Source organism: Porphyrobacter sp. GA68 (assembly GCF_022605525.1).
Classification (GTDB): domain Bacteria; phylum Pseudomonadota; class Alphaproteobacteria; order Sphingomonadales; family Sphingomonadaceae; genus Qipengyuania_B.
This window is the reverse complement of the sequence record NZ_JAKQYJ010000001.1, coordinates 1,060,464-1,079,980: the sequence shown is the minus strand read 5'-3', so window position 1 is coordinate 1,079,980 and position 19,517 is coordinate 1,060,464. Positions and strand designations below refer to the sequence as shown.

At 66.0% G+C, this 19,517-nt stretch carries 15 protein-coding genes and 1 other RNA gene; 5 read left to right on the top strand and 11 right to left on the bottom strand.

Features of this window, described 5'->3' with window-relative positions; translation table 11 throughout:
- Positions 1-6 precede the first annotated feature (6 nt).
- Both LHJ54_RS05305 and LHJ54_RS05300 read right to left on the bottom strand, forming a co-directional pair.
- Entirely contained in the window at positions 7-894 is an 888-nt protein-coding gene (locus LHJ54_RS05305) for an ABC transporter ATP-binding protein (RefSeq protein ID WP_228242876.1), read from the bottom strand.
- Entirely contained in the window at positions 894-2,003 is a 1,110-nt protein-coding gene (locus LHJ54_RS05300) for an ABC transporter permease (protein ID WP_228242875.1), read from the bottom strand. Before LHJ54_RS05300 ends, LHJ54_RS05305 begins: the two co-directional genes overlap by 1 nt.
- Positions 2,004-2,072: 69 nt before the next feature.
- Here LHJ54_RS05300 and LHJ54_RS05295 point away from each other — a divergent pair, with 69 nt between their 5' ends.
- Positions 2,073-4,865, top strand: a complete 2,793-nt coding sequence (locus LHJ54_RS05295; RefSeq protein WP_228244303.1) for a valine--tRNA ligase — start codon at positions 2,073-2,075, stop codon at positions 4,863-4,865.
- A gap of 181 nt (positions 4,866-5,046) precedes the next feature.
- On the top strand, positions 5,047-5,781 hold the full coding sequence (locus LHJ54_RS05290; RefSeq protein WP_228242874.1) for a 7-carboxy-7-deazaguanine synthase QueE: 735 nt from the start codon (positions 5,047-5,049) through the stop codon (positions 5,779-5,781).
- Between the two features lie 4 nt (positions 5,782-5,785).
- On the opposite strand, the gene LHJ54_RS05285 is transcribed toward LHJ54_RS05290, so the two are convergent.
- The 5 genes from LHJ54_RS05285 to LHJ54_RS05265 form a co-directional block, all read right to left on the bottom strand.
- Positions 5,786-7,423: an ATP-binding protein gene (locus LHJ54_RS05285; RefSeq protein ID WP_228244302.1), complete on the bottom strand. Its 1,638-nt coding sequence runs from the start codon at positions 7,421-7,423 to the stop codon at positions 5,786-5,788.
- Between the two features lie 210 nt (positions 7,424-7,633).
- Positions 7,634-8,374, bottom strand: a complete 741-nt coding sequence (locus tag LHJ54_RS05280; RefSeq protein ID WP_228242873.1) for a TIGR02186 family protein — start codon at positions 8,372-8,374, stop codon at positions 7,634-7,636.
- 20 nt (positions 8,375-8,394) lie between these two features.
- Positions 8,395-9,306, bottom strand: coding sequence for a sulfite exporter TauE/SafE family protein (locus LHJ54_RS05275; protein ID WP_228242872.1), 912 nt, complete (start codon positions 9,304-9,306; stop codon positions 8,395-8,397).
- Positions 9,307-9,368: 62 nt separating this feature from the next.
- On the bottom strand, positions 9,369-10,463 hold the full coding sequence (locus tag LHJ54_RS05270; protein ID WP_241721424.1) for a hypothetical protein: 1,095 nt from the start codon (positions 10,461-10,463) through the stop codon (positions 9,369-9,371).
- Positions 10,460-11,884 carry a glycosyl transferase family protein gene (locus LHJ54_RS05265; protein ID WP_228242870.1) on the bottom strand — a complete coding sequence of 475 codons (1,425 nt, stop codon included), beginning with the start codon at positions 11,882-11,884 and terminating at the stop codon, positions 10,460-10,462. Before LHJ54_RS05265 ends, LHJ54_RS05270 begins: the two co-directional genes overlap by 4 nt.
- 417 nt (positions 11,885-12,301) lie before the next feature.
- Here LHJ54_RS05265 and LHJ54_RS05260 point away from each other — a divergent pair, with 417 nt between their 5' ends.
- Both LHJ54_RS05260 and LHJ54_RS05255 read left to right on the top strand, forming a co-directional pair.
- On the top strand, positions 12,302-13,108 hold the full coding sequence (locus LHJ54_RS05260) for a metallophosphoesterase family protein (protein WP_228242869.1): 807 nt from the start codon (positions 12,302-12,304) through the stop codon (positions 13,106-13,108).
- Positions 13,105-14,415, top strand: coding sequence for a UDP-glucose/GDP-mannose dehydrogenase family protein (locus LHJ54_RS05255; protein WP_228242868.1), 1,311 nt, complete (start codon positions 13,105-13,107; stop codon positions 14,413-14,415). Before LHJ54_RS05260 ends, LHJ54_RS05255 begins: the two co-directional genes overlap by 4 nt.
- A gap of 43 nt (positions 14,416-14,458) precedes the next feature.
- Here the strand turns inward: LHJ54_RS05255 and LHJ54_RS05250 are convergent, their stop codons facing one another.
- The 4 genes from LHJ54_RS05250 to LHJ54_RS05235 form a co-directional block, all read right to left on the bottom strand.
- Positions 14,459-16,507 carry a S46 family peptidase gene (locus tag LHJ54_RS05250; protein ID WP_228242867.1) on the bottom strand — a complete coding sequence of 683 codons (2,049 nt, stop codon included), beginning with the start codon at positions 16,505-16,507 and terminating at the stop codon, positions 14,459-14,461.
- Positions 16,508-16,580: 73 nt separating this feature from the next.
- Positions 16,581-16,984: RNase P RNA component class A (gene rnpB, locus LHJ54_RS05245), an RNA gene on the bottom strand.
- Between the two features lie 77 nt (positions 16,985-17,061).
- Positions 17,062-17,700: an N-acetylmuramoyl-L-alanine amidase gene (locus LHJ54_RS05240; RefSeq protein ID WP_228244301.1), complete on the bottom strand. Its 639-nt coding sequence runs from the start codon at positions 17,698-17,700 to the stop codon at positions 17,062-17,064.
- Positions 17,701-17,780: 80 nt separating this feature from the next.
- Complete coding sequence (locus tag LHJ54_RS05235; RefSeq protein ID WP_228242866.1) at positions 17,781-18,440, bottom strand: histidine phosphotransferase family protein; 660 nt, start codon at positions 18,438-18,440, stop codon at positions 17,781-17,783.
- A gap of 109 nt (positions 18,441-18,549) precedes the next feature.
- Here LHJ54_RS05235 and LHJ54_RS05230 point away from each other — a divergent pair, with 109 nt between their 5' ends.
- Positions 18,550-19,494 (top strand): RluA family pseudouridine synthase, encoded by a 945-nt coding sequence (locus LHJ54_RS05230; protein WP_228242865.1) that lies wholly within the window; start codon positions 18,550-18,552, stop codon positions 19,492-19,494.
- Positions 19,495-19,517 lie beyond the last annotated feature (23 nt).

Below are 19,517 nucleotides of genomic sequence, written 5' to 3'. Positions count from 1 at the left end.
TGCGGCCTATGCCCCCCTCTGCGGTGCGTTGTCCAACACTTTGACCGCGTTGGCAGCGACCGGCTTGTCCATGTGGCGCCGCAACTCATCCAGCGCCTGCGCCGTCAGCGCCGCCCGTCCGCGCGGACCGTTGAAATACTCGTTGATCCAGGGGTGGTCCAGCCGCATCAGGTTGGGCACGGTGTCGACCGCGATCACCCGCTTGTCCGCCAACACCGCCACCCGGTCGCAGATCTCGTGCAGCGTATCGAGGTCATGGGTGATGAGGAACACGGTCAGGCCCAGCGTTTCCTGCAGTTCCGCGATCAGCCGGTCGAACGCCGCCGCGCCGATCGGGTCGAGACCCGCCGTCGGCTCGTCCAGGAACAGCAGTTCAGGGTCCAGCGCGAGCGCCCGCGCAAGGCCCGCACGCTTCTTCATGCCGCCCGACAGTTCCGCCGGGAACTTCGCCACCGCTTCTTCCGGCAGACCGCTCATCATCACCTTGTAGCGGGCGATCTCGTGCCGCAGCTTGTCGTCGATGTCGCCGTAGAACTGCTTCAAGGGCACCTCCACGTTTTCCCCGACGGTGAGGGTGGAAAACAGCGCTCCGCCCTGGAACAGCACGCCCCACCGATCGCGCACGCCCAGCACTTCGTCCGGCGCGCGGTCGGTGATGGAGCGGCCGAACACGCGGATGTCTCCGCCTGCAGGTGCCTGCAGTCCGATGATGGAGCGCATGAGCACCGACTTGCCGGTGCCCGACCCGCCGACCACGCCCAGGATTTCGCCCCGTCGCACGGTCAGGTCCAGCCCGTCGTGCACCGTCTGGTCCCCGAACCGGTTCACCAGCCCTTCCACCACGATCGGGTATTCCGCGGTGGCGTTTTCCGCAACGGTGTCTTCCTCCTGCATCAGCCCCACCCGACATTGGTGAAGAACACCGCGAAGAAGGCATCCAGCACGATCACCATGAAGATGGCCGCGACGACCGCGGTGGTCGTGCGCATCCCCACTTCTTCCGAGTTGCCCTTGACCTGCATCCCCTGATAGCACCCCGACAGCGCGATGATGAGGCCGAACACCGGCGCCTTGATCAGGCCGACCCACAGGTCATAGGTCGGCACCACGTCGCGGATGCGCAGAAGGAAGCTCTGGAACGGAATGCCCAGCGACAGGTCGGCGATCACCGCTCCGCCGACGATGGCAACCACGCAGGCGTAGAACCCGAGCAGCGGCATGACCAGCACTGCGGCAAGGATGCGGGGGATGACCAGCGCTTCGATCGGCGAGATGCCGATGGTGCGCATGGCGTCGATCTCCTCCGTCAGCTTCATGGTGCCAAGCTGCGCGGCAAAGGCGCTGCCCGACCGCCCTGCCACCATGATCGCCGTCATGAGCACGCCGAGTTCGCGCAGGGTGATGCGGCCCACCAGGTTCACGGTCAGCGTCTCCGCACCGAACTGAGCCAGCTGCACCGCACCCTGTTGGGCGATGACGATCCCGATCAGGAAGCTCATCAAGCCCACGATCGGCAGGGCCGACACGCCCACCTGCTCCATCTGGCGGACCAGCGCCTTGCCCCGGAAACGGCGGGGATGGCGGATGATCGCCCCGGCGGCCAGAATGATCTGCCCCAGGAAACCCAGCACGCCCAGCAGGCCCGCGAAGAACTCCACCACCAGTTCGCCCATGCGCTGAGGTACGCGTTGCCATACAGGCAGGTGGCGGGACGGAGTGACGCCATCCATCGGCGCGGCGGAAACCGCATCGATAAGGCGGGCGGCCCGGTCATCGGCTCCGGTAATCGGGCCGTTCAGTCGCAGCGACAGGGTATGCGCAACCCATGCCCCGACCGTGTCGATAGCCGTCACCTGCGACAGGTCGACCGCCGCCACGTCACCTTTCAGGTCATGAAGATGTGCATCGACCGCACCGACGGTGGATAGCAGATACGGCCCCTGAAGCCGCAGCACGCGCCCGTCCGCCTCGTCCACCAGTGCAAAGGATGCCGCCCCGTTCATTTCCCGCTCCTATGCGGGCATTTGCCGGAGCAAACAAGCATGGCGTTGCACGCGGACGGCCAGGCTGGCATGACGCGCCGCACCATGGATCCACTGCCCAAGACCTTCGACCCTGCCGCCATCGAAGCCCGCTGGTATGCCCTTTGGGAGGAACACGGGCTGTTCCGCCCCGCGCGGCCGGACGCCGAGCCGTTCACCATCGTCAACCCGCCGCCCAATGTCACCGGCTCGCTCCACATCGGCCACGCGCTCGACAACACGCTGCAGGACATCGTCGTCCGCCATGAACGGATGCGGGGCAAGGACGCCCTGTGGGTGGTGGGCACCGACCACGCCGGCATCGCCACGCAGATGGTGGTCGAACGGCAGATGGCCGAACGCGGCGAGAAGCGCACCGACTTCACCCGCGAGGCGTTCGTGCAGAAGGTGTGGGAGTGGAAGGAGGAAAGCGGCGGCGCGATCACCCGCCAGCTGCGCCGGCTGGGCTGCTCGATGGACTGGTCGCGCGAACAGTTCACCATGGACCCGCACTTCACCCGCGCGGTGACCAAGGTGTTCGTCGACCTGTACAACGACGGCCTCATCTACCGCGACAAGCGGCTGGTGAACTGGGACCCCAAGCTGAAAACCGCGATCAGCGACCTGGAGGTCGAGACGCGCGAGGTCCAGGGCCATTTCTGGACTCTGCGCTATCCGCTGGCCGATGGCAGCGGCGATGTGCGGGTGTCCACCACCCGGCCCGAAACCATGCTCGCCGACATGGCGGTGGCGGTTCACCCGGAGGACGAGCGGTATCGCGATCTCGTCGCGCGCGGGGCAAAGGTGCGCCTGCCGATCACGGGCCGCGAAATCCCGATCATCGCCGACGCGCACGCCGACCCGGAACTGGGTTCGGGCGCGGTCAAGATCACGCCGGGGCACGACTTCAACGACTTCGAGGTGGCGCGGCGCGCCGGCATCGCGGCCGCCGACATGCTCAACATGTTCGACGCCGACGCCTGCCTGATGCAGACGGCGGACCGGCTGGTGCCCGAGGAGCTGCTCGGCCTCGATCGCTTCGCCGCGCGCGAGCGGGTCATGACGCTGCTGAAGGCGCAGGGCTTCCTCGTCCCCCACATCGACAAGGACGGCGCGGAACACGACGCCGAACCGCGCACGATCCAGCTGCCCTATGGTGACCGAGGCGGCGTGCCGATCGAACCGTGGCTGACCGACCAGTGGTATGTCGACGCCGCCACGCTGGCGCAGCGGCCGATCGAGGCGGTGCGTTCGGGCGAGGTCGAGATCGTGCCGAAAAGCTGGGAAAAGACGTTCTTCAACTGGATGGAGAACATCCAGCCCTGGTGCGTCAGCCGCCAGCTGTGGTGGGGGCACCGGGTGCCGGCTTGGTACGACGCGGACGGCACCGCCTTTGTCGCGGCCGACGAAGCGGCGGCACGGGCGCTCGCCGGACCGGATGCCGTGCTGCGGCAGGACGAGGACGTCCTCGACACCTGGTTCTCCTCCGCCCTGTGGCCCTTCGCCACGTTGGGCTGGCCGGACACTTCCCTCCCGCAGGCGGGAGGGGCCGGGGGTGGGTCGGAGGCGGCTGAGCAAGACAGCCCCACTCCTGACCCCTCCCGCCTGCGGGAGGGAAACACGCTCCTCGCGAAGCACTACCCCAACGACCTGCTGATCTCCGGCTTCGACATCCTGTTCTTCTGGGACGCCCGGATGCTGATGATGGGGTATTACAACATGGGCGAGGCGCCGTGGAAGCGGCTCTACCTCCATGGCCTCGTGCGCGCCGCGGACGGGCAGAAGATGTCCAAGTCCAAGGGCAATGTCGTCGATCCCTTGGGCCTCATCGACCGCTACGGCGCGGACGCGCTGCGCTTCTTCATGGCCGCGACCGAGAGCCAAGGGCGGGACATCAAGCTCGACGAGAAGCGGGTCGAGGGATACCGCAACTTTGCCACCAAGCTGTGGAACGCGGCCCGGTTCTGCCAGGCCAACGGCATCGGCGGCAGCACGACCGTCGCCGCGCCCCCCGCGCGCCTTGCCGTCAACCAGTGGATCGTGGGCGAGGTGGTGGAAACGCTGGCCCGGCTGGACAAGGCGCTCGCCGACCTGCGCTTCGACGCGGCGGCGGACGCGATCTACCACTTCGTGTGGGACCGGTTCTGCGACTGGTATCTCGAACTCATCAAGCCGGTGCTGCAGGGCGAGGCGGACACGCCGGCCGCGGCCGAGACCCGCGCGGTCGCCGGCTGGGCATTGGACCAGATCCTCGTCATGCTCCACCCGTTCATGCCCTTCGTCACCGAAGAACTGTGGCAGGCGCGGGGCGACCGGTCCCAGTATCCGCTGATCACGGCGCAATGGCCACGGCCCGACGCGACCGTGGACCCCGATGCCAAGGCCGCGATCGACTGGGTGATCACGCTGACCACCGCGACCCGCAGCGCGCGGAGCGAACTGGGCATTGCGCCCGGCGTGAAACTGGCCGCGACCATTGCCGATCCATCGCCGCTCGCGCAAAAGGTCATCGACCGCAGCAGCGCCGCCATTGAACGGCTTGCGCGTCTGGCGCCGGTGAGGGTGGGCACGCCGCCAGTCGGCGCGGCGATGCAGGTGACGGCGGGCGAGGACGTGTTCATCATCCCGCTGGAAGGGGTCATCGACGTGGCGGCGGAACGCGCGCGGTTGCAAAAGGCGCTTGATGCCAGCCGCAAGGAAGCGGACTCGCTGGCGAAACGCCTGTCCAACCCCGCCTTTGTGGAGAAAGCCAAGCCCGAGGCGGTGGAGAAAGCCCGCGCCGACCACGCCCATCATGCGGGAGAGGCGGCGCGTCTGGGAGCGGCTCTCGCCCGGCTGGATTAGGCACCACGGCGCGGGCGGCAGCCAGCGGCGTTTCCTACCCGCATCCGCCGTGGCAGGGTGACGCCATGACAAAGAAAACCGCCCCGCCCAGCTTGTCCGGCATCCTGCGCGCGGCCGCTGGGCTTTTATCCCTCTGGACCGTGTAACATGCGGTCCAAGTGTTGCTGAGGAACGACGAAGCGTGCCGCTGACACTCGCCACCCAGGCGCCCGGAGTGCCGGAACTGTTCGCCTCGCTACAGGGCGAGGGGCCGAGCGCGGGGATGCCCGTGGCATTCGTGCGCCTGTCGCGCTGCAATCTTGCCTGCGAATGGTGCGACACTGCCTACACCTGGCGGTTCGCGGGCGACAACCGCCCGCACCGCAGCGGCGCCTGGCACGACCGCCGGGACAATCAGGTGACGCTGCCCGAGGCAGAGGTGGCGGGTCGTATCGCCGCGCTGGGACAGTCGCGACTGGTGATTACCGGGGGCGAGCCGCTGTTGCAGGCACCGGCGCTCGCACGGATGCTCGACCTGCTGCCGCATCTCGCGGTAGAAGTGGAAACCAACGGCACCGTCGCCGCCACAGCTGCCCTGGACGCCCGCATCGACCAGTACAACGTCAGCCCCAAGCTGGCGCATAGCGGCAATCCGGCGGAACTGGCCCTGATCCCCGATCGCCTCGCCGCCTATGCCGCCGATCGGCGCGCCTGGTTCAAGTTCGTGATCGCTGCGCCCGGCGATCTGGCGCAGGTGCTCGCCTTGCAGGAACGCTTCGCGATCCCGTCAGACCGCATCTTCCTGATGGCCGAAGGAACCACCAGCGCTGTCCTGCGCGAACGGCACCAGTGGCTCGCGCCGCTCTGCCTCCAGCACGGCTTTCGCCTGTCCGACCGCCTGCACATCCACCTGTATGGCGATACGCGCGGGACGTGACCGCCTAGCCCGCCTGCGCGCGCCAGCGCTGAACCGTGCGCCGCACGGCATCCTCCTCGCCGCCGGATTCGCTCCACAGCTCCACAAAGCTTGGATCTTCCGAAGCGGGTCGCTTGGCCTCGTCCAGATTGTCGAAATTGACCCGGATGGGAATGGAAACGCCTTCGCCGCAGATGATGCACTCGCGGTTGCGCAGCGCCGAAATGGCATCGAGGAAGCCGCGCGCTCCTTCGGGCATGGCAGCCTTGACGAACGCCTGGTCGCGGTCGTTGTTGAGGCGCATGGAGATGATGGTGCCGCACTGCGACAGCACCCCTTCGGCCAGATCGCTCGGCCGCTGGGTAATGAGGCCCAGGGATATGCCGTATTTGCGGCCTTCCTTGGCGATGCGGCTCAGGATGCGGCCAACCGACGAACCGTCCGCGTTCTTCTCGTTCGGCACGTACCGGTGCGCTTCCTCGCAGACCAGCAGGATCGGCCGGGTTTTCTCCTCCCGTCCCCAGATGGCGAAGTCGAACACCAGGCGGCTGAGAACCGCGACGACGGTGGCGGTGATGTCGGACGGCACGCCCGATACGTCGATGATCGCGATCGGCTTGCCGTTGGACGGCATGCGGAACAGCTTGGCGATGAACTCGGCCATCGTGTCGCCGACCAGCATGCCGGAAAACAGGAACTGGTAGCGTGGGTCGCCCTTCAACTCGTCCAGTTTCGACTTGATGCGAATGAACGGCGCGGATGAAGTCGCCTTGTCGAGCTTGCCCATTTGCAGGTTCAGCTCGGCCGACAGGTCTGACAGCAAATAGGGAATGGGCGAATCCACCGTCACCTTGCCAAGCGATTCGGCCAGCCGGCTTTTCTGCCGCGCGACCAGCAGGCATCTGGCCAAAATGTCCGCGTCCACCTGCCGCTCCGCCCCGTGGCTGGTAAGCAGGATTTCGCAATGCTCTTCGAAATTCATCAGCCAGTACGGCATCTGAAGGTTGGACACGTCGAAGATGATGCCGGTCTGCCGAAATGCGGCCGAGTATTCGCCGTGCGGGTCGATCATGACGATGTGACCTTCCGGCGCGGCTTCGCAGATGCGGTGAAGGATGAGGGCCGCGCTGGTGGACTTGCCGGTCCCGGTGGAGCCGAGCAGGGCGAAGTGCTTGCCCAGCATGGCGTCAATGTACAGCCCGGCGCGGATGTCCTTGGTCGGATAAACCCGTCCGATTTCGATGTTGGGCCGTCCATCGCTGGAATAGATCTGTTTCAGATCCTGGGTGCTGGTCGGATAGACGAGCGCGCCGGGAATGGGATAGCGCGTCACGCCCCGTCGGAAGTTGTACACCCGCCCGGTCAGCTTCTCCTCGTGCCCTTCGCCAAGAAAGTCGACATCGGCGGTGATCCCGCCCGATGTGCCTGCGCGGCGGTCCTGCCGCTGGTTGCGGACGCTGGCCAGCAGCCAGGTGTCGCCGACCTTGACCTTGACCTGGCTGCCGACCTGGCCTGCCTGGTTCACTGCCGGATCGGCATCATCCATGCATTCGCCCAGCCGCTCCGGATCAAGCGCGATCTGCGATCCGGCGCCGCCGATGGCCAGAATGACGCCGATAGGCTGAAGAACGTTGACGGCGTCGTACTCCGCCTGGTGTGGCATCGCCAGCGCGCCCCCGGCGGCCGCGATACCCGCGACGCCTTCGGCAGGCTGCGGTTCCGCCGCTCCCCGCGGGGGCGGCACCGCGCCCAGTTCCAGCGCGGGGTCGAATGTGCGAAAGTGGTTGCGGGGCATGTCGGTCATGGAGCGCTTTCAGACTGCAGGTTCGCGCCATACCATGCCGGTACCTGGTTAAGATCGCGTCAACACAGCCTAGATCAGCGCGAACAGTCGGCCTGCTATCCAGCCGGTGCCAAGCGACAGCAGAACGGCGAAGAGGCCATAGGCCAAAGCGTTGTTTTCCGCAGCCTCGGCGACGGACCTTTCGAACCCCACCTTTTCCACTACCACTTCAGTCTCTGCGGACGCGATCACGCGGCCGTTCGCTACGGCGAAGGTTTCGGCGGTGTAAAGGCCTGTCACGACATTCGACGGCAAGTCGATGCGCGCCTGGTACAGCACCCCTTCACTTACCCTTACGCCCGACATGTTCTCGTCATACAGCCCCTGCCGCTCCTTCAGGTCGATCAAGCCGTCCACGAAACGGCTCTGGGTCACCGGGTCGATGATGCCGCTTGGGGACAGCTGGATGTATCGGGTGCCGAATTCGAAGATCGCCGCGGTCTTCTCGTCCACGATCTCTTCCACCGGCCGGGACGAGGCAACGGCAAAGAAGCTGGGCACGGAGCGGAAGTCGCTGCTGCCGGCATTGATCCAGATGCCGCCGACCTTTTCCTTTTCCCGCAGGCGGATGGCCTGCGCCGGACCCTTCAGCACAACCACGATGTCATACTCCTGTCCTGCGCGGCGACCGCTGGGATCGAGGATCGCGCCGAACAGCAACAGTTCCGTTCCGGTAAAGCCCTGCTGCACCTGCACCTCGTGCTGCGACACTTCGGGCACGAGGATGGCATCGCGCTGCCCCATGCACAGCGTCGCCGCGAGCCCGCACATCAAGAGGCGGAGCGCACCCTTCACAGCGGCTGCACCGTGAAGATTTCGTCGGGACGGAACCCCAGGCCGAACAGCATGCGGAACGCGACCAGCAGGACAATGGCTGCCAGCACCAGGCGCAGCGCCTCGGGCTTCACCTTCTGCGCCAGCTGGGCACCGATTTGCACGCCGGTCACCGACCCGATGAGGAGGAACGCGACCAGCACGATGTCCACGGCCTTGGTGGTCAGGGAATGCATCAAGGTGGTGGCGATGGTGACGAAGAGGATGTTGAACAGGGATGTCCCCACAACGACCCCGGCGCTCATCCCCAGGATGTACAGCATTGCCGGCACCAGGATAAATCCGCCGCCAACACCCATCAGCATGGTAAGGATGCCTACGAACACGCCGAGCAGCAGTGGGGCAAGAGGCGAGATGTAGAGGCCGGAACGATAGAACCGCCGCCGGAGCGGCAGGGCGGCGACCAGCGGGTGATGGCGCCGCTTGGGCGCGGCCGGCGTGCCGCTCGCCGAACCGCGCAGGCTCTGCACCGCCTCACGCGCCATCATGGCACCGATAGTGCCCAGCATGATGACATACAGTGCGCTGATGATGACATCGATCTGCCCGATTGACTGGAAAAACCGGAACAGCAGCGCGCCAACGCCGGTGCCCAGCATCCCGCCCACAACGATGATGCCGCCCATGTGATAATCCACGCCGCGCCGCTTTGAATGGGCCAGCACGCCCGTGACGCTGGCCCCTGTCACCTGGGTCGAGGCGGACGCGGCGGCAACAGTGGGCGGTATGCCGTAGAAGATCAGCAACGGGGTGGTCAGGAACCCGCCGCCCACGCCGAACATGCCGGACAGCAATCCGGTCAACCCGCCCAGAAGCACGATCACAAGGCCGTTCACCGACAGGTTGGCTATGGGCAGGTAAACATCCACTCGGCCGCCCTACCGCAGCGCACTGCCTCTGAAAAGCACGGGCGGCGGCGCATGCGGGTGCATCAGAAGCCGGTGGCAACCGTCAGCGCAAAGCCGCTGCCAGGTTCTGCGCTCCCGGCGACGCGGTGGCGGTAACTTGCTTCTATCCGAACGGGTGCGCCGGCGAGTTCCAGTTCCACACTGGCAGCGGGCCCCAAGTCCAGCCGGTCCGCGTCCTCCTGCACTCCGCCCCATGCGCCCAGGCCGGTGCGCACCCGGGCAGGACCGCCCCTGTCGATGCGCCTCGAAATCACAACCTGGCCGTCGGCGAACGCCGTGCCGAACGTTCCGCCGACATAGCCGGCCTGCGCGTAAGCAACCGCGTCCATGCCGGCAAGCCGGTGGTGAAATCCCGCTGTCACGAATGCCGCGGGGCGCAGTTCCACGTCATCAGCCCTGGCGGTGACACGGCCCTCCGCGTGAACAGTCATCGGTACTTGAGGGACCGGACGGAGAGCTACGCCGGCGGCCACCTCGCGCTCGCCCCCATGGACAAGGGCCTTGGAGGCGCGGAGGTAGGCGTCCGCCTGCGCCGGGGCATCCAGGCGCAGGTCGTAGCGCACCACGACACCGGCCTGACTGGCGCCAAGACTGGCTGGACGCAGCGCGGTCGCCGCGCGCGGTGGTCCGTCCTGGCGAAGGAACAACCACGCATCCAGCGACAGACGCGGACGGGCAGCGGACGGAGAGGTTACGCTTGGCAGGGCGTCCGCCGCTGGCCGCGCGGTGTTCGCCAACGGCCTCGCCGCCACGCTGGGCGCCGCCACCGCCAGCAACCCTGCCGCCACTGCTGACGGCGTGGCGTGATGTGCCACCCCTCCCCTAGCCGCGGATACGACGCGCGGTGCCGCCAGGCGCTGCGGTCGGTAGGATGATCGTTCGTTCGCAGCATCGCGTTGCGAGGCCGATTGCGCCAGCACCGGTGCTTCCACACCGGCCGCCGCGGTAACTACCTGCGGAAACGCTGCTGGGGTCAGGCTCTCGGTCCACTCCACCGGCGTCCCCGTCAACGCCCACGTGGATCCACGCAGGGCCAGCCAGCAGCCAAGCACCAGCGCCAGCATCATCAGCGGGGCGCCTTTGGCTCCCTTTTTCGTCCCCGTCGCGCCAGTATTCATGCTGCCAGCTTTTCTGGCAGCGGTTCGATCCGGCTAGCGGGGTGGTAGTGATGCGCAGTCTTGTCCCAGCGTGGCAGTTCCCCGGACAGGCTGCGGCAGTATGCTGCCACTGCCCGCCAACTGGCCATGATGGTGATGATGTTGGAGATGCAGGTGCGCGGCAGCGCGATGAGGCCTTGCCGCCAGCCATGTTCGCGCGCGGTGAAGATGCCGCGCCACGCCAGACGCCATGTCAGCAGGCCCATGTTGGCCACCAGCAGCGCTTGCAACCAGGGTGCCAGCAAGAACGTCTCGCCCGGGCCGAGTTGGGCCAGCGCGAACGTGCCCCCTAAAGCGGCGACGCACAGGTAGCCGATGAGCAGCAGCAGTGCGCCCAACAGACCGCGCCGATCGCGCAGCAACATGTAGCGGTCGATCAAGTTGCCGCGCCAGCCCAGCCTGTCCCACCCTTGCAGCGCAATGCCATGCGTCCAGCGGGTCTTCTGCCGAACCGCCGCGCCGAGGGTTGCAGGAAAGTACGCGCGGGTCGCCACGAGGCGCCCTGTCGCCGTGCGTACGCGCAAAAATCGCGCCTTTCCGCCAAGCCGTGCGATGGCAAGACCGAGTTCGTAATCCTCAACCAGCGAACCGGTGGCAAACGGCGCACCTTCGGGACTAAGGGCGGCTAGCTTTGCCACCATCTCCCGCGCGATCGCGCATCCCACCCCCGCCCCTGGCAGCGCGGCGCCCAGCGCTGCGCGGACGACCATCGTCTTGCCATGCGCTTCGGCGAACTCGTCGCTGTAGTGCCCGCTGATCCAGCGAGAACCTGCATGCGGCAGCGCGAGCACCGGCAACTGCACGAAGTCTGCGCGATCCAGCGCCCGGCTCATCAGTGGCAGCGCAGCCGGATCGACCATATCCTCTGCATCGTGCAGCACAACGAACCGGTATCGCTCCTGCCGCTCAACCTCGTCGGCACACATCGCCGCGTGAAGCCGGTTCAGGCAGTCCGCCTTGCACGTCGGGCCCGCCACAGCATGCATGATCAGCCGCACACGCTTGCTGTCAGCGGCGGCTGCGCGCACGGCCGCCATTGTCGCCGGGTCGTTGAAGTAGCAGCCGACATACAGCGTTACCTCGTCCTGCGGCCAGGCCGCCATGGCATGACGAACAGTGGCGCCGATCACCAGCGCCTCCTGCCAGGCAGGGATGAAAACCGCGACGGGCCCGTTGAGTGCGTCTGCCGCCATCTCGCCACCAGTCTCCGAGACGGTGTCGGTGCACCACGCCGACCGGTGCAGCCGCCCGCTCAGTCGCAACCACAGGTAAACCGCGTCGATCAGCAGTTCGTCCAGCGAACCCAGCAGGAAGAACGCTGCCGCAAACAGCAGCAGTTCGCCCTGCGCCGCCAGCACCGCGGCGCTTGCATCAGCCACCATTACCGATCAACCGCGCCGGCACAGGCGGACGCAGCGATACGCCTGCGTCACGCTCAACCGTGCGGGCGCGCCGCTGCGCGTCTGCGGACGCACCCGCTCAAATCGTTCCATCTATGCCCCCATCCGTGTCCCGTTTTGCCGGCAAGCGGCCATTACGCTTGCAGGCATCAACCCCTCGCGCTGCTGACGAACATATCGGGCACCGCTTTTCAGATGCTTAGCGGGAATTGTTTCACACAATCTTACCGCGCGCCTGACGCCGGCGCTTTGTGTGGTTCTCTTCAGCAGCCACGGGCGTGCAGCGGCAGGGCCGCAATCAAGCTGGCGTTAATTTTCCTTCAACCAGACGCGAGCGGTTCCGCAACGGGCGAAGGCCCGCTAGGGGCAGGTCCACGCTTAATCAACTAACTGACTGTCATGTTCGAACCGCTCCGCAACATCTTCCGCTCGCGCCCTGTCCGCAAGGAGCCTGCCCGTGTTCCCGCAGGAGAGCGCTATTATGTCATCGGCGACATTCACGGCCGGCTCGACCTGTACCGGGCGCTTATCGCGGCGATCGAACAGGACGATGTGGATAAGGGCGGGGCCGCCACCACGGTCATCCTCCTTGGCGATCTGGTGGACCGGGGGCCGGACAGCCGCGGGGTAATCGAACTGTCCATGCGCTGGGCCAAGGCGCGGCGCGTCCGTTTTCTTGCAGGCAATCATGAAGAGATGTTCCTGCAGGCATTCGAGGACACCAGCCGCCTGCGCCATTTTGTAAAGCATGGCGGGCGCGAAACCATTCTCAGTTATGGCATACCCGTCGCCACATACAACGACTTGAGCTTGGCTGAGCTGCTGGCCGAACTGCCTCAGTTGGTACCTGCGGAGCACCGCGATTTTCTTCAGAGCTTCGAGGACTACATCGTTGCCGGTGATTACGCCTTCGTTCACGCCGGGATTGATCCGGGCAAGCCGCTGGAAGAGCAGGGCCGCGAAAGCCTGCTGTGGATACGGGAACGGTTTCTGTCGCATAGCGCGCCGCATTCGCACGTTGTAGTGCACGGCCACACAATCTTCGATGAAGTGGACGATCGCGGTAACCGTATCGGAATAGACACTGGGGCATATCGCACTGGCCGTTTGACCGCGCTTGTGCTTGAGGGCGACCAGCGCCGCTATATCGCGGCGGTCGAACAGGGGGACTCGACGGTGGTCGAGCATTCAGAAGGAACGGCATGAAGATAGCAATGGTTGGCTCGGGCTATGTGGGCTTGGTCTCAGGAGCATGCCTGGCCGATTTCGGGCATCATGTAGTTTGCATCGACAAGGATGCCGGAAAGATCGAGCGGCTGGAGGATGGCGTGATGCCGATCTTCGAACCCGGTCTGGCAGAACTGGTGGCGAAGAATGTCGCGGCCGGGCGCCTGTCCTTTACCACCAGCCTGCCCGACGCATTGCAGGGGGCCGAGGCCGTGTTCATCGCGGTCGGCACACCCAGCCGCAGCGGCGACGGCCATGCCGACCTGTCGTTCGTGCTGGGAGTAGCCAGAGAGGTTGGCGAGAACATGACCGGCGACCTCGTGGTCGTCACCAAATCCACCGTGCCAGTGGGGACCGGCGATCAGGTCGAGCGCATCATTGCCGAATGCGAACCGGGCCACCGGTTCTCCGTCGTCTCCAATCCGGAATTTCTGCGCGAAGGCGCAGCGATTCGCGACTTCAAGATCCCTGACCGCATTGTCATCGGGGCCGAGGACGATTTCGGGCGCGAGGTGATGCGGGAAGTGTATCGCCCGCTGTTCCTGAACGAATCTCCGATCCTGTTCACCTCGCGCCGGAGCTCGGAACTGATCAAATACGCGGCCAACGCGTTTCTGGCGACCAAGATCACCTTCATCAACGAGATGGCCGATCTGTGCGAAAAGGTCGGCGCCGATGTGCAGGACGTCAGCCGCGGCATCGGCATGGATGGCCGGATCGGCCCCAAGTTCCTCCACGCGGGGCCCGGCTATGGCGGTTCGTGCTTTCCCAAGGACACGCTGGCGCTGCTCAAGACGGCGGAGGATTACGACAGCCCGACCCGCATCGTCGAGGCCGTCGTCAAGGTCAACGAGACGCGCAAGCGGGCGATGGGACGCAAGGTAGTGGACGCTCTGGGCGGGCTGGACGAGGCGCGAGGGAAAACGGTGGCGATGCTCGGCCTGACTTTCAAGCCGAACACGGACGACATGCGCGATGCGCCGTCAGTCGCGATTGCACAGACGCTCATCGACGCGGGCGTAGCGGTCAAGGCCTACGACCCTGAAGGCATGAAGCATGCTTCCCAGATGATGCCGGATGTTGTCATGTGCGAGGGCGCATACCAGGCGATCGACGGCGCGGATGCCCTGGTGATCGTCACCGAGTGGGATGCTTTCCGGGCGCTGGACATGAAGCGGGTGAAATCGTTGCTGACCGCGCCGGTGCTGATCGATTTGCGCAACATCTACAAGCCGCAGGACATGCGGACCGCCGGGTTCACTTACATCAGCGTGGGTCGTTCCTGAGGCGGCGGGGGCGCATCGCCGCCCCCGCCACCTGATTGAGGAGTCACTTCGCGGCGAGTTCCCGCACCAGGCGGGGCGACGGATAGATCTTCTCCAGCGCCTCCTGAACCGCATCCGCGCTGACCGCCACAGTGCGGTTCAGCGCGGGGTCGTAGCCGTAATTGCCGCCGAGCGAATGAATGTTGCCGTCAAACGCTGCACCAATCACCGTCCCAGCCCGGTCGATCACCGGCGATCCCGAGTTGCCCCCGATGATGTCATTCGTGGTGACGAAATCGAAGGACACGTTCGGGTCGATCCGCGCGCGCTGCCGTGCGAATGCCGGCGCCACGTCGAATGGTGCATTGCCGGTCGCCCGCTCGAACGTGCCGCCCAGCGTCGTCTGGAAAGGCACCTGCTGGCCACGCTCCTCCCAGCCTTTCACCTGACCGTAGCTGATCCGCAGGGTGAATGTCGCGTCGGGATACAGGCTGTCGCCGTAAGCCGCGAAGCGGGCATCGGCGAGCCGTGCCCCCGCCACAGCAAGCGGGCCGCTGTACACTTCGTTCACCTGCTCGCGAAGCGCGCGCTGGCGGTCGGCCAGGGCTAGCGCATACTGGATCATCGGGTCGTCCGACGCGCGTATCGCCGCGAGGCCGCCGTCCCACAACTGCTGCCGGACCGCCGGATCGGCGAGCCGCGTGCCCGTCACCAGCCGCTCCGCCAGCTGCTCCGGGCTTTCCCGGCCCAGCAGCAGCCGTGTGTCCGGATCGTCGGCACCCAGATATTCCCGCGCCTTGGACAGGCTCCATTCCATTGTCAGCTGATCGAGCCAGGAATAAACCGGCCGCTCGTCCAGCAGGCGCTTCTGCGTCAGGGGCAACGCGCTGTTTGTGAAGCCCGGCAGCCGCTCGGCGTCAGGTTTTTCCCGCTCCTGCGCGGCCAGCACCAGTGTCTGTGCGTACGCGTACAGGTCACCCGACGGACTGATGAAGCGCGTGGGCAGATAGAGCGCGCGATAGGCGGTCACCGCCTGCTCGACGTCGGCCCAGGGATCGCCGATCGCTGCGTTGCCGGCGCTGCGCTGGCGCAGCTGCGCCTCCCGGTCGGCCAGTGTGGCAGTGAAGGCAGGATCGTTCAGCGCCTTCAGGCGGCCGATCTGCACCTTGAGGCTGTTTTCGATGCCGTTCAGCGTGTCCAGTCCTTCGCGGCGATGATCGGGGCTTTCGTCCATCGCCCGGATCAACCGTCCGCGCAGTTCCGACAAGGTCGCCAGCGTCACTGGCAGCACCGCCTCCCGTGCGAAGGCAAGCTGGCTTTGCGTGTTGAGCCGGCTGGTCGAACCGGGATTGCCGACCACGAAAGTAATCTCTCCCTCGCGCGGGGGACGGGGATTCCAGCGCAGGTGCTGCGGCGTCGCCACGGGTCGGCCGTTCTCGTAGGCGCGCAGGAAACTTGCATCGAGCGAATAGCGCGGAAAGTTGAAGTTGTCCGGGTCGCCGCCGAACGTCGATGCGCGATCTTCGGGCGCCCACACCAGCCGGACATCCGAATACTTGCGGTAGGTGTAAAGCTTGTACTGGCCGCCGCCGAACAGGGTGACCACCTGGCAGCGGGTCCGTTCCTTGTCCGGACAGCCCGCGCTCTCCAGTTCGGCGATCTTCGCGTCCCGCGCCCTGGTCAGCGCTTCCCCCGTCAGTCCGGCGAACGCCCCTTTCACCGTGTCGGTCACATCGGTGATCTGCGTGACCACCTCGGCCTGCTGGCCGGCGCACTTCTTCTCGTCGGTCAGACCCGCGGCGATAAAGCCGTTGGTCAGCAGGTCGTTGTCCTGCGTCGCGTTCTCGAAGATGCAGGAGGCGACGCAGTGATGGTTGGTCAGGATCAGCCCTTGAGAGGACACAAAGCTTGCCGAACAACCGCCAGTCAGGCGAACGGCGGCGGCCTGCACCCGGTCGAGCCACGCCTGGTCCGGTGCCCAGCCATACTGGTCGCGCACCTGCGCGGCAGGAAAATTGTCAAAGGTCCACATCCCCTCTTCGGCAGCAGCCGGGGCGGCAACAAGGCCGAGGAGCGAGGTGGCAGTGAGGAAAGCGGCGGCTGGACGGAACACGGCAGGTCATCCTTCTTTGCTGTTCTTCCTGCCGCTTTTCGCCACCAGCGGCGCAATGTCCAGTACAAGATTGAAAGCCAGGGAGCCTGTAAGCCGGGTTCTGTCCCGCCGCTCAGGCGGGGGCAGCCATTCCTCTAGGCGGGGGATCGCTCCCCACGCTCAAGCAGCCAACCCGGACGGTCCCGGGGCGAAACACCCCTGCCCTCTTGCAACAAGAGGGCGCGCCGTCCCTATTTGGCCTTGCTCCGGGTGGGGTTTGCCATGCGGGTGCTGTTGCCAGCGACCCCGGTGCGCTCTTGCCGCACCCTTTCACCCTTGCCTGTGCCGCGTTCCCGAAGGAGCGGGCCATCGGCGGTCTGCTCTCTGTGGCACTTTCCCTGTGGTTGCCCACGGCGGGCGTTACCCGCCACCCTTGTTTCGTGGAGCCCGGACTTTCCTCGGGCGGGTTGCCCCGCACGCGGCTGCCCGGCCCCCTGGCGCTAAGGCATGTAGGCGCAATGCCGGCCCAACGCCAGTGCCGTCCGCCGGCGGTGATGCTGGGCGCAAAGAGGAAGCTAACGCGCCGCGCCGCGGTCCCGGTCGAGCAGCAGCTGGAACAGGATGGCGCGCACCTGGCCGTCGATCACCCCGTCGATCCGCTCCGGACGCCAGCGGCGCTGGAACGCTTCCACTGCCTTGATGCCATCGGTGATGTCGTACCCGAACCGCTCGAGCGCCAGATAGAAGGCGGCATCGTTCGTGAAGGGATCGAGCCGCTCCAGCTTCGCAGGTGTCGGCAGGCACAGGCCGTATTGCGCCAGCCGCCCCCACGGGAACAGCTCGCCCGGATCGATCTTTCGCGCCGGGGCGATGTCCGAATGACCCACCACGTTCGCCCGCGGAACGTCGTGTTCCCGCACGATTCGGGCGAGGAGCGGCACCAGCGCATCGAACTGCGCGTCGCTGAAATGCCGATAGCCGTTGAGGTGTCCGGGATGATCCAGTTCGATGCCGATGCTGGCGGAGTTCACGTCGCGCACACCCCGCCAGTAGGCAACGCCCCCATGCCAGGCTCTCCGGGCTTCCGGCACGAGGCGGATGACCTCCCCATCCTCGCCGATCAGGTAATGCGCGCTGACCTTTGCGTCGGGATCGCACAACCGCTCCAGCGCGGCTTCCTTCCCCAGCATCTCGGTGTAGTGAATGACCACCATGCTGACCGGCAGGGTCCGTGCGTCCTGATTGGGCGAGGAAAGTTCGCGGTGGACCAGTTCGTCGCGGTCCGGGTGCGCCGTCAACCGATCATCCCTTCCGACTGCGGCAGGATGGCTCCCATCACCAGCGCGGTGTCGCTGCGCTGATACTGCAAACTGCCGCCGCGTGCTTCGGCCAGCAGGCAAAGCATATGTGCGGCGGCTGTCCGGCTGCTGATGTCATCGGCATGGAGCGAGCCGTCCAGCGCCCGGCCAATGTTGTCGTCAAAGGCGATCCGGTCGCCGGTCGCGCGCACCACGATCTCGCTTTGCCCGTCCCGCGTCTCCGCGCCGATGTCGAGAGTGCCGCCCCGGATCAGGGCGTCCATGCCGATCTGGGCCAGGTTCAGCATGACCTTGACCGCTTCCTTGGGAATGGTCGGATCAGCCAGTGCCCAGTGCAGCGTGATGCGGCCGTTGTTGCTGGCCAGCGCGTCGATCAGGGCGCGCGGCTCTTCCACCGGGACCGCTTCGCCAAACCCGCCCGCCGCGCCGAACGCGAGGCGGAAGAATTTGAGCTTGTCCGTGCTGATCCGCGCGCTTTGCTCCAGCAGCTCGACACATTTGGCCCGCATGGCCGGATCGCGCTCTTCGCTGAGCAGTTCCAGCCCGTTGCTAAGAGCGCCGATGGGCGACAGCAGATCGTGGCACAGGCGCGAGCACAGCAGGGCGGCAAGGTCGATAGCGGCGGTGTCTTTCATGGGCGGCGGCAACTTCCCTGATCGTAAACGCCTGCCTTAGCTTGGGTTCACCGGGGAGGGAAGCTTGCGCGGCTTGTGCCTGGCCAATCGATCAGCCATGCGCATGTCCATGACGGCACCACAGACGCAAGACGGTGCGTTCACGACCGGCGGCAGGGTGGACCGCGCCCTGTCGGACGCGACAGGCCTGTCGCGCGAACGGATCAAGCGGTTGATTGCGGAAGGCCTGGTGCGGGTCGCCGGCGCCGTCGCTGCAAACCCGGCGGCCAAGGTCGCGCCGGGCACCGCGTTCTCCATCGTTGTGCCCGAGACGGCTCCGCTGGCGGCGGCGGCGCAGCCGATCCCGCTGAACGTGGTATATGAGGACGAACACCTGGTGGTGGTCGACAAGCCGGCGGGTCTGGTCGTGCACCCCGCGGCGGGCAATCCCGACGGCACTCTGGTCAACGCCCTGCTGCATCATTGTGCCGGACAGTTGTCCGGCATCAACGGCGTCGCCCGGCCCGGCATCGTTCATCGCATCGACAAGGACACATCGGGCCTGCTGGTCGCGGCCAAGAATGATGCAGCGCACGAGGGGCTGGCGCGGCAGTTTGCCGAACACACCGTGCATCGCCGCTACCTGGCGATCTGCGCCGGCCACCCGCGTCCGCCGGAAGGGACGATCCGCACCCGCATCGGCCGTTCCGACACCGATCGCAAGAAGATGGCCGTGCTCCCCGACACCAGCAGCCGCGGCAAGCACGCGGTTACCCACTACAAGACGTTACAAAGGCTTAAAGATTGCACCTTAATCGAGTGTCGATTGGAGACGGGGCGCACGCATCAGGTCAGGGTTCATTGTGCGTCAATCGGTCACGCGCTAGTAGGGGATCCAGTCTATGGACGAACACCGACATCGCTACGCCCGGTGCTTTCCCGCCTCGGCTTCGCACGGCAGGCGCTGCACGCGCACGAGCTCGGCTTCATTCACCCGTTCAGCGGCGAAAGTTTGCGTTTTTCGGCCGAACTGCCGCCTGACATGGCGGAACTCATCGACGAAACCGCTCGTTGAAATCGGTATATTGCACTGCACGC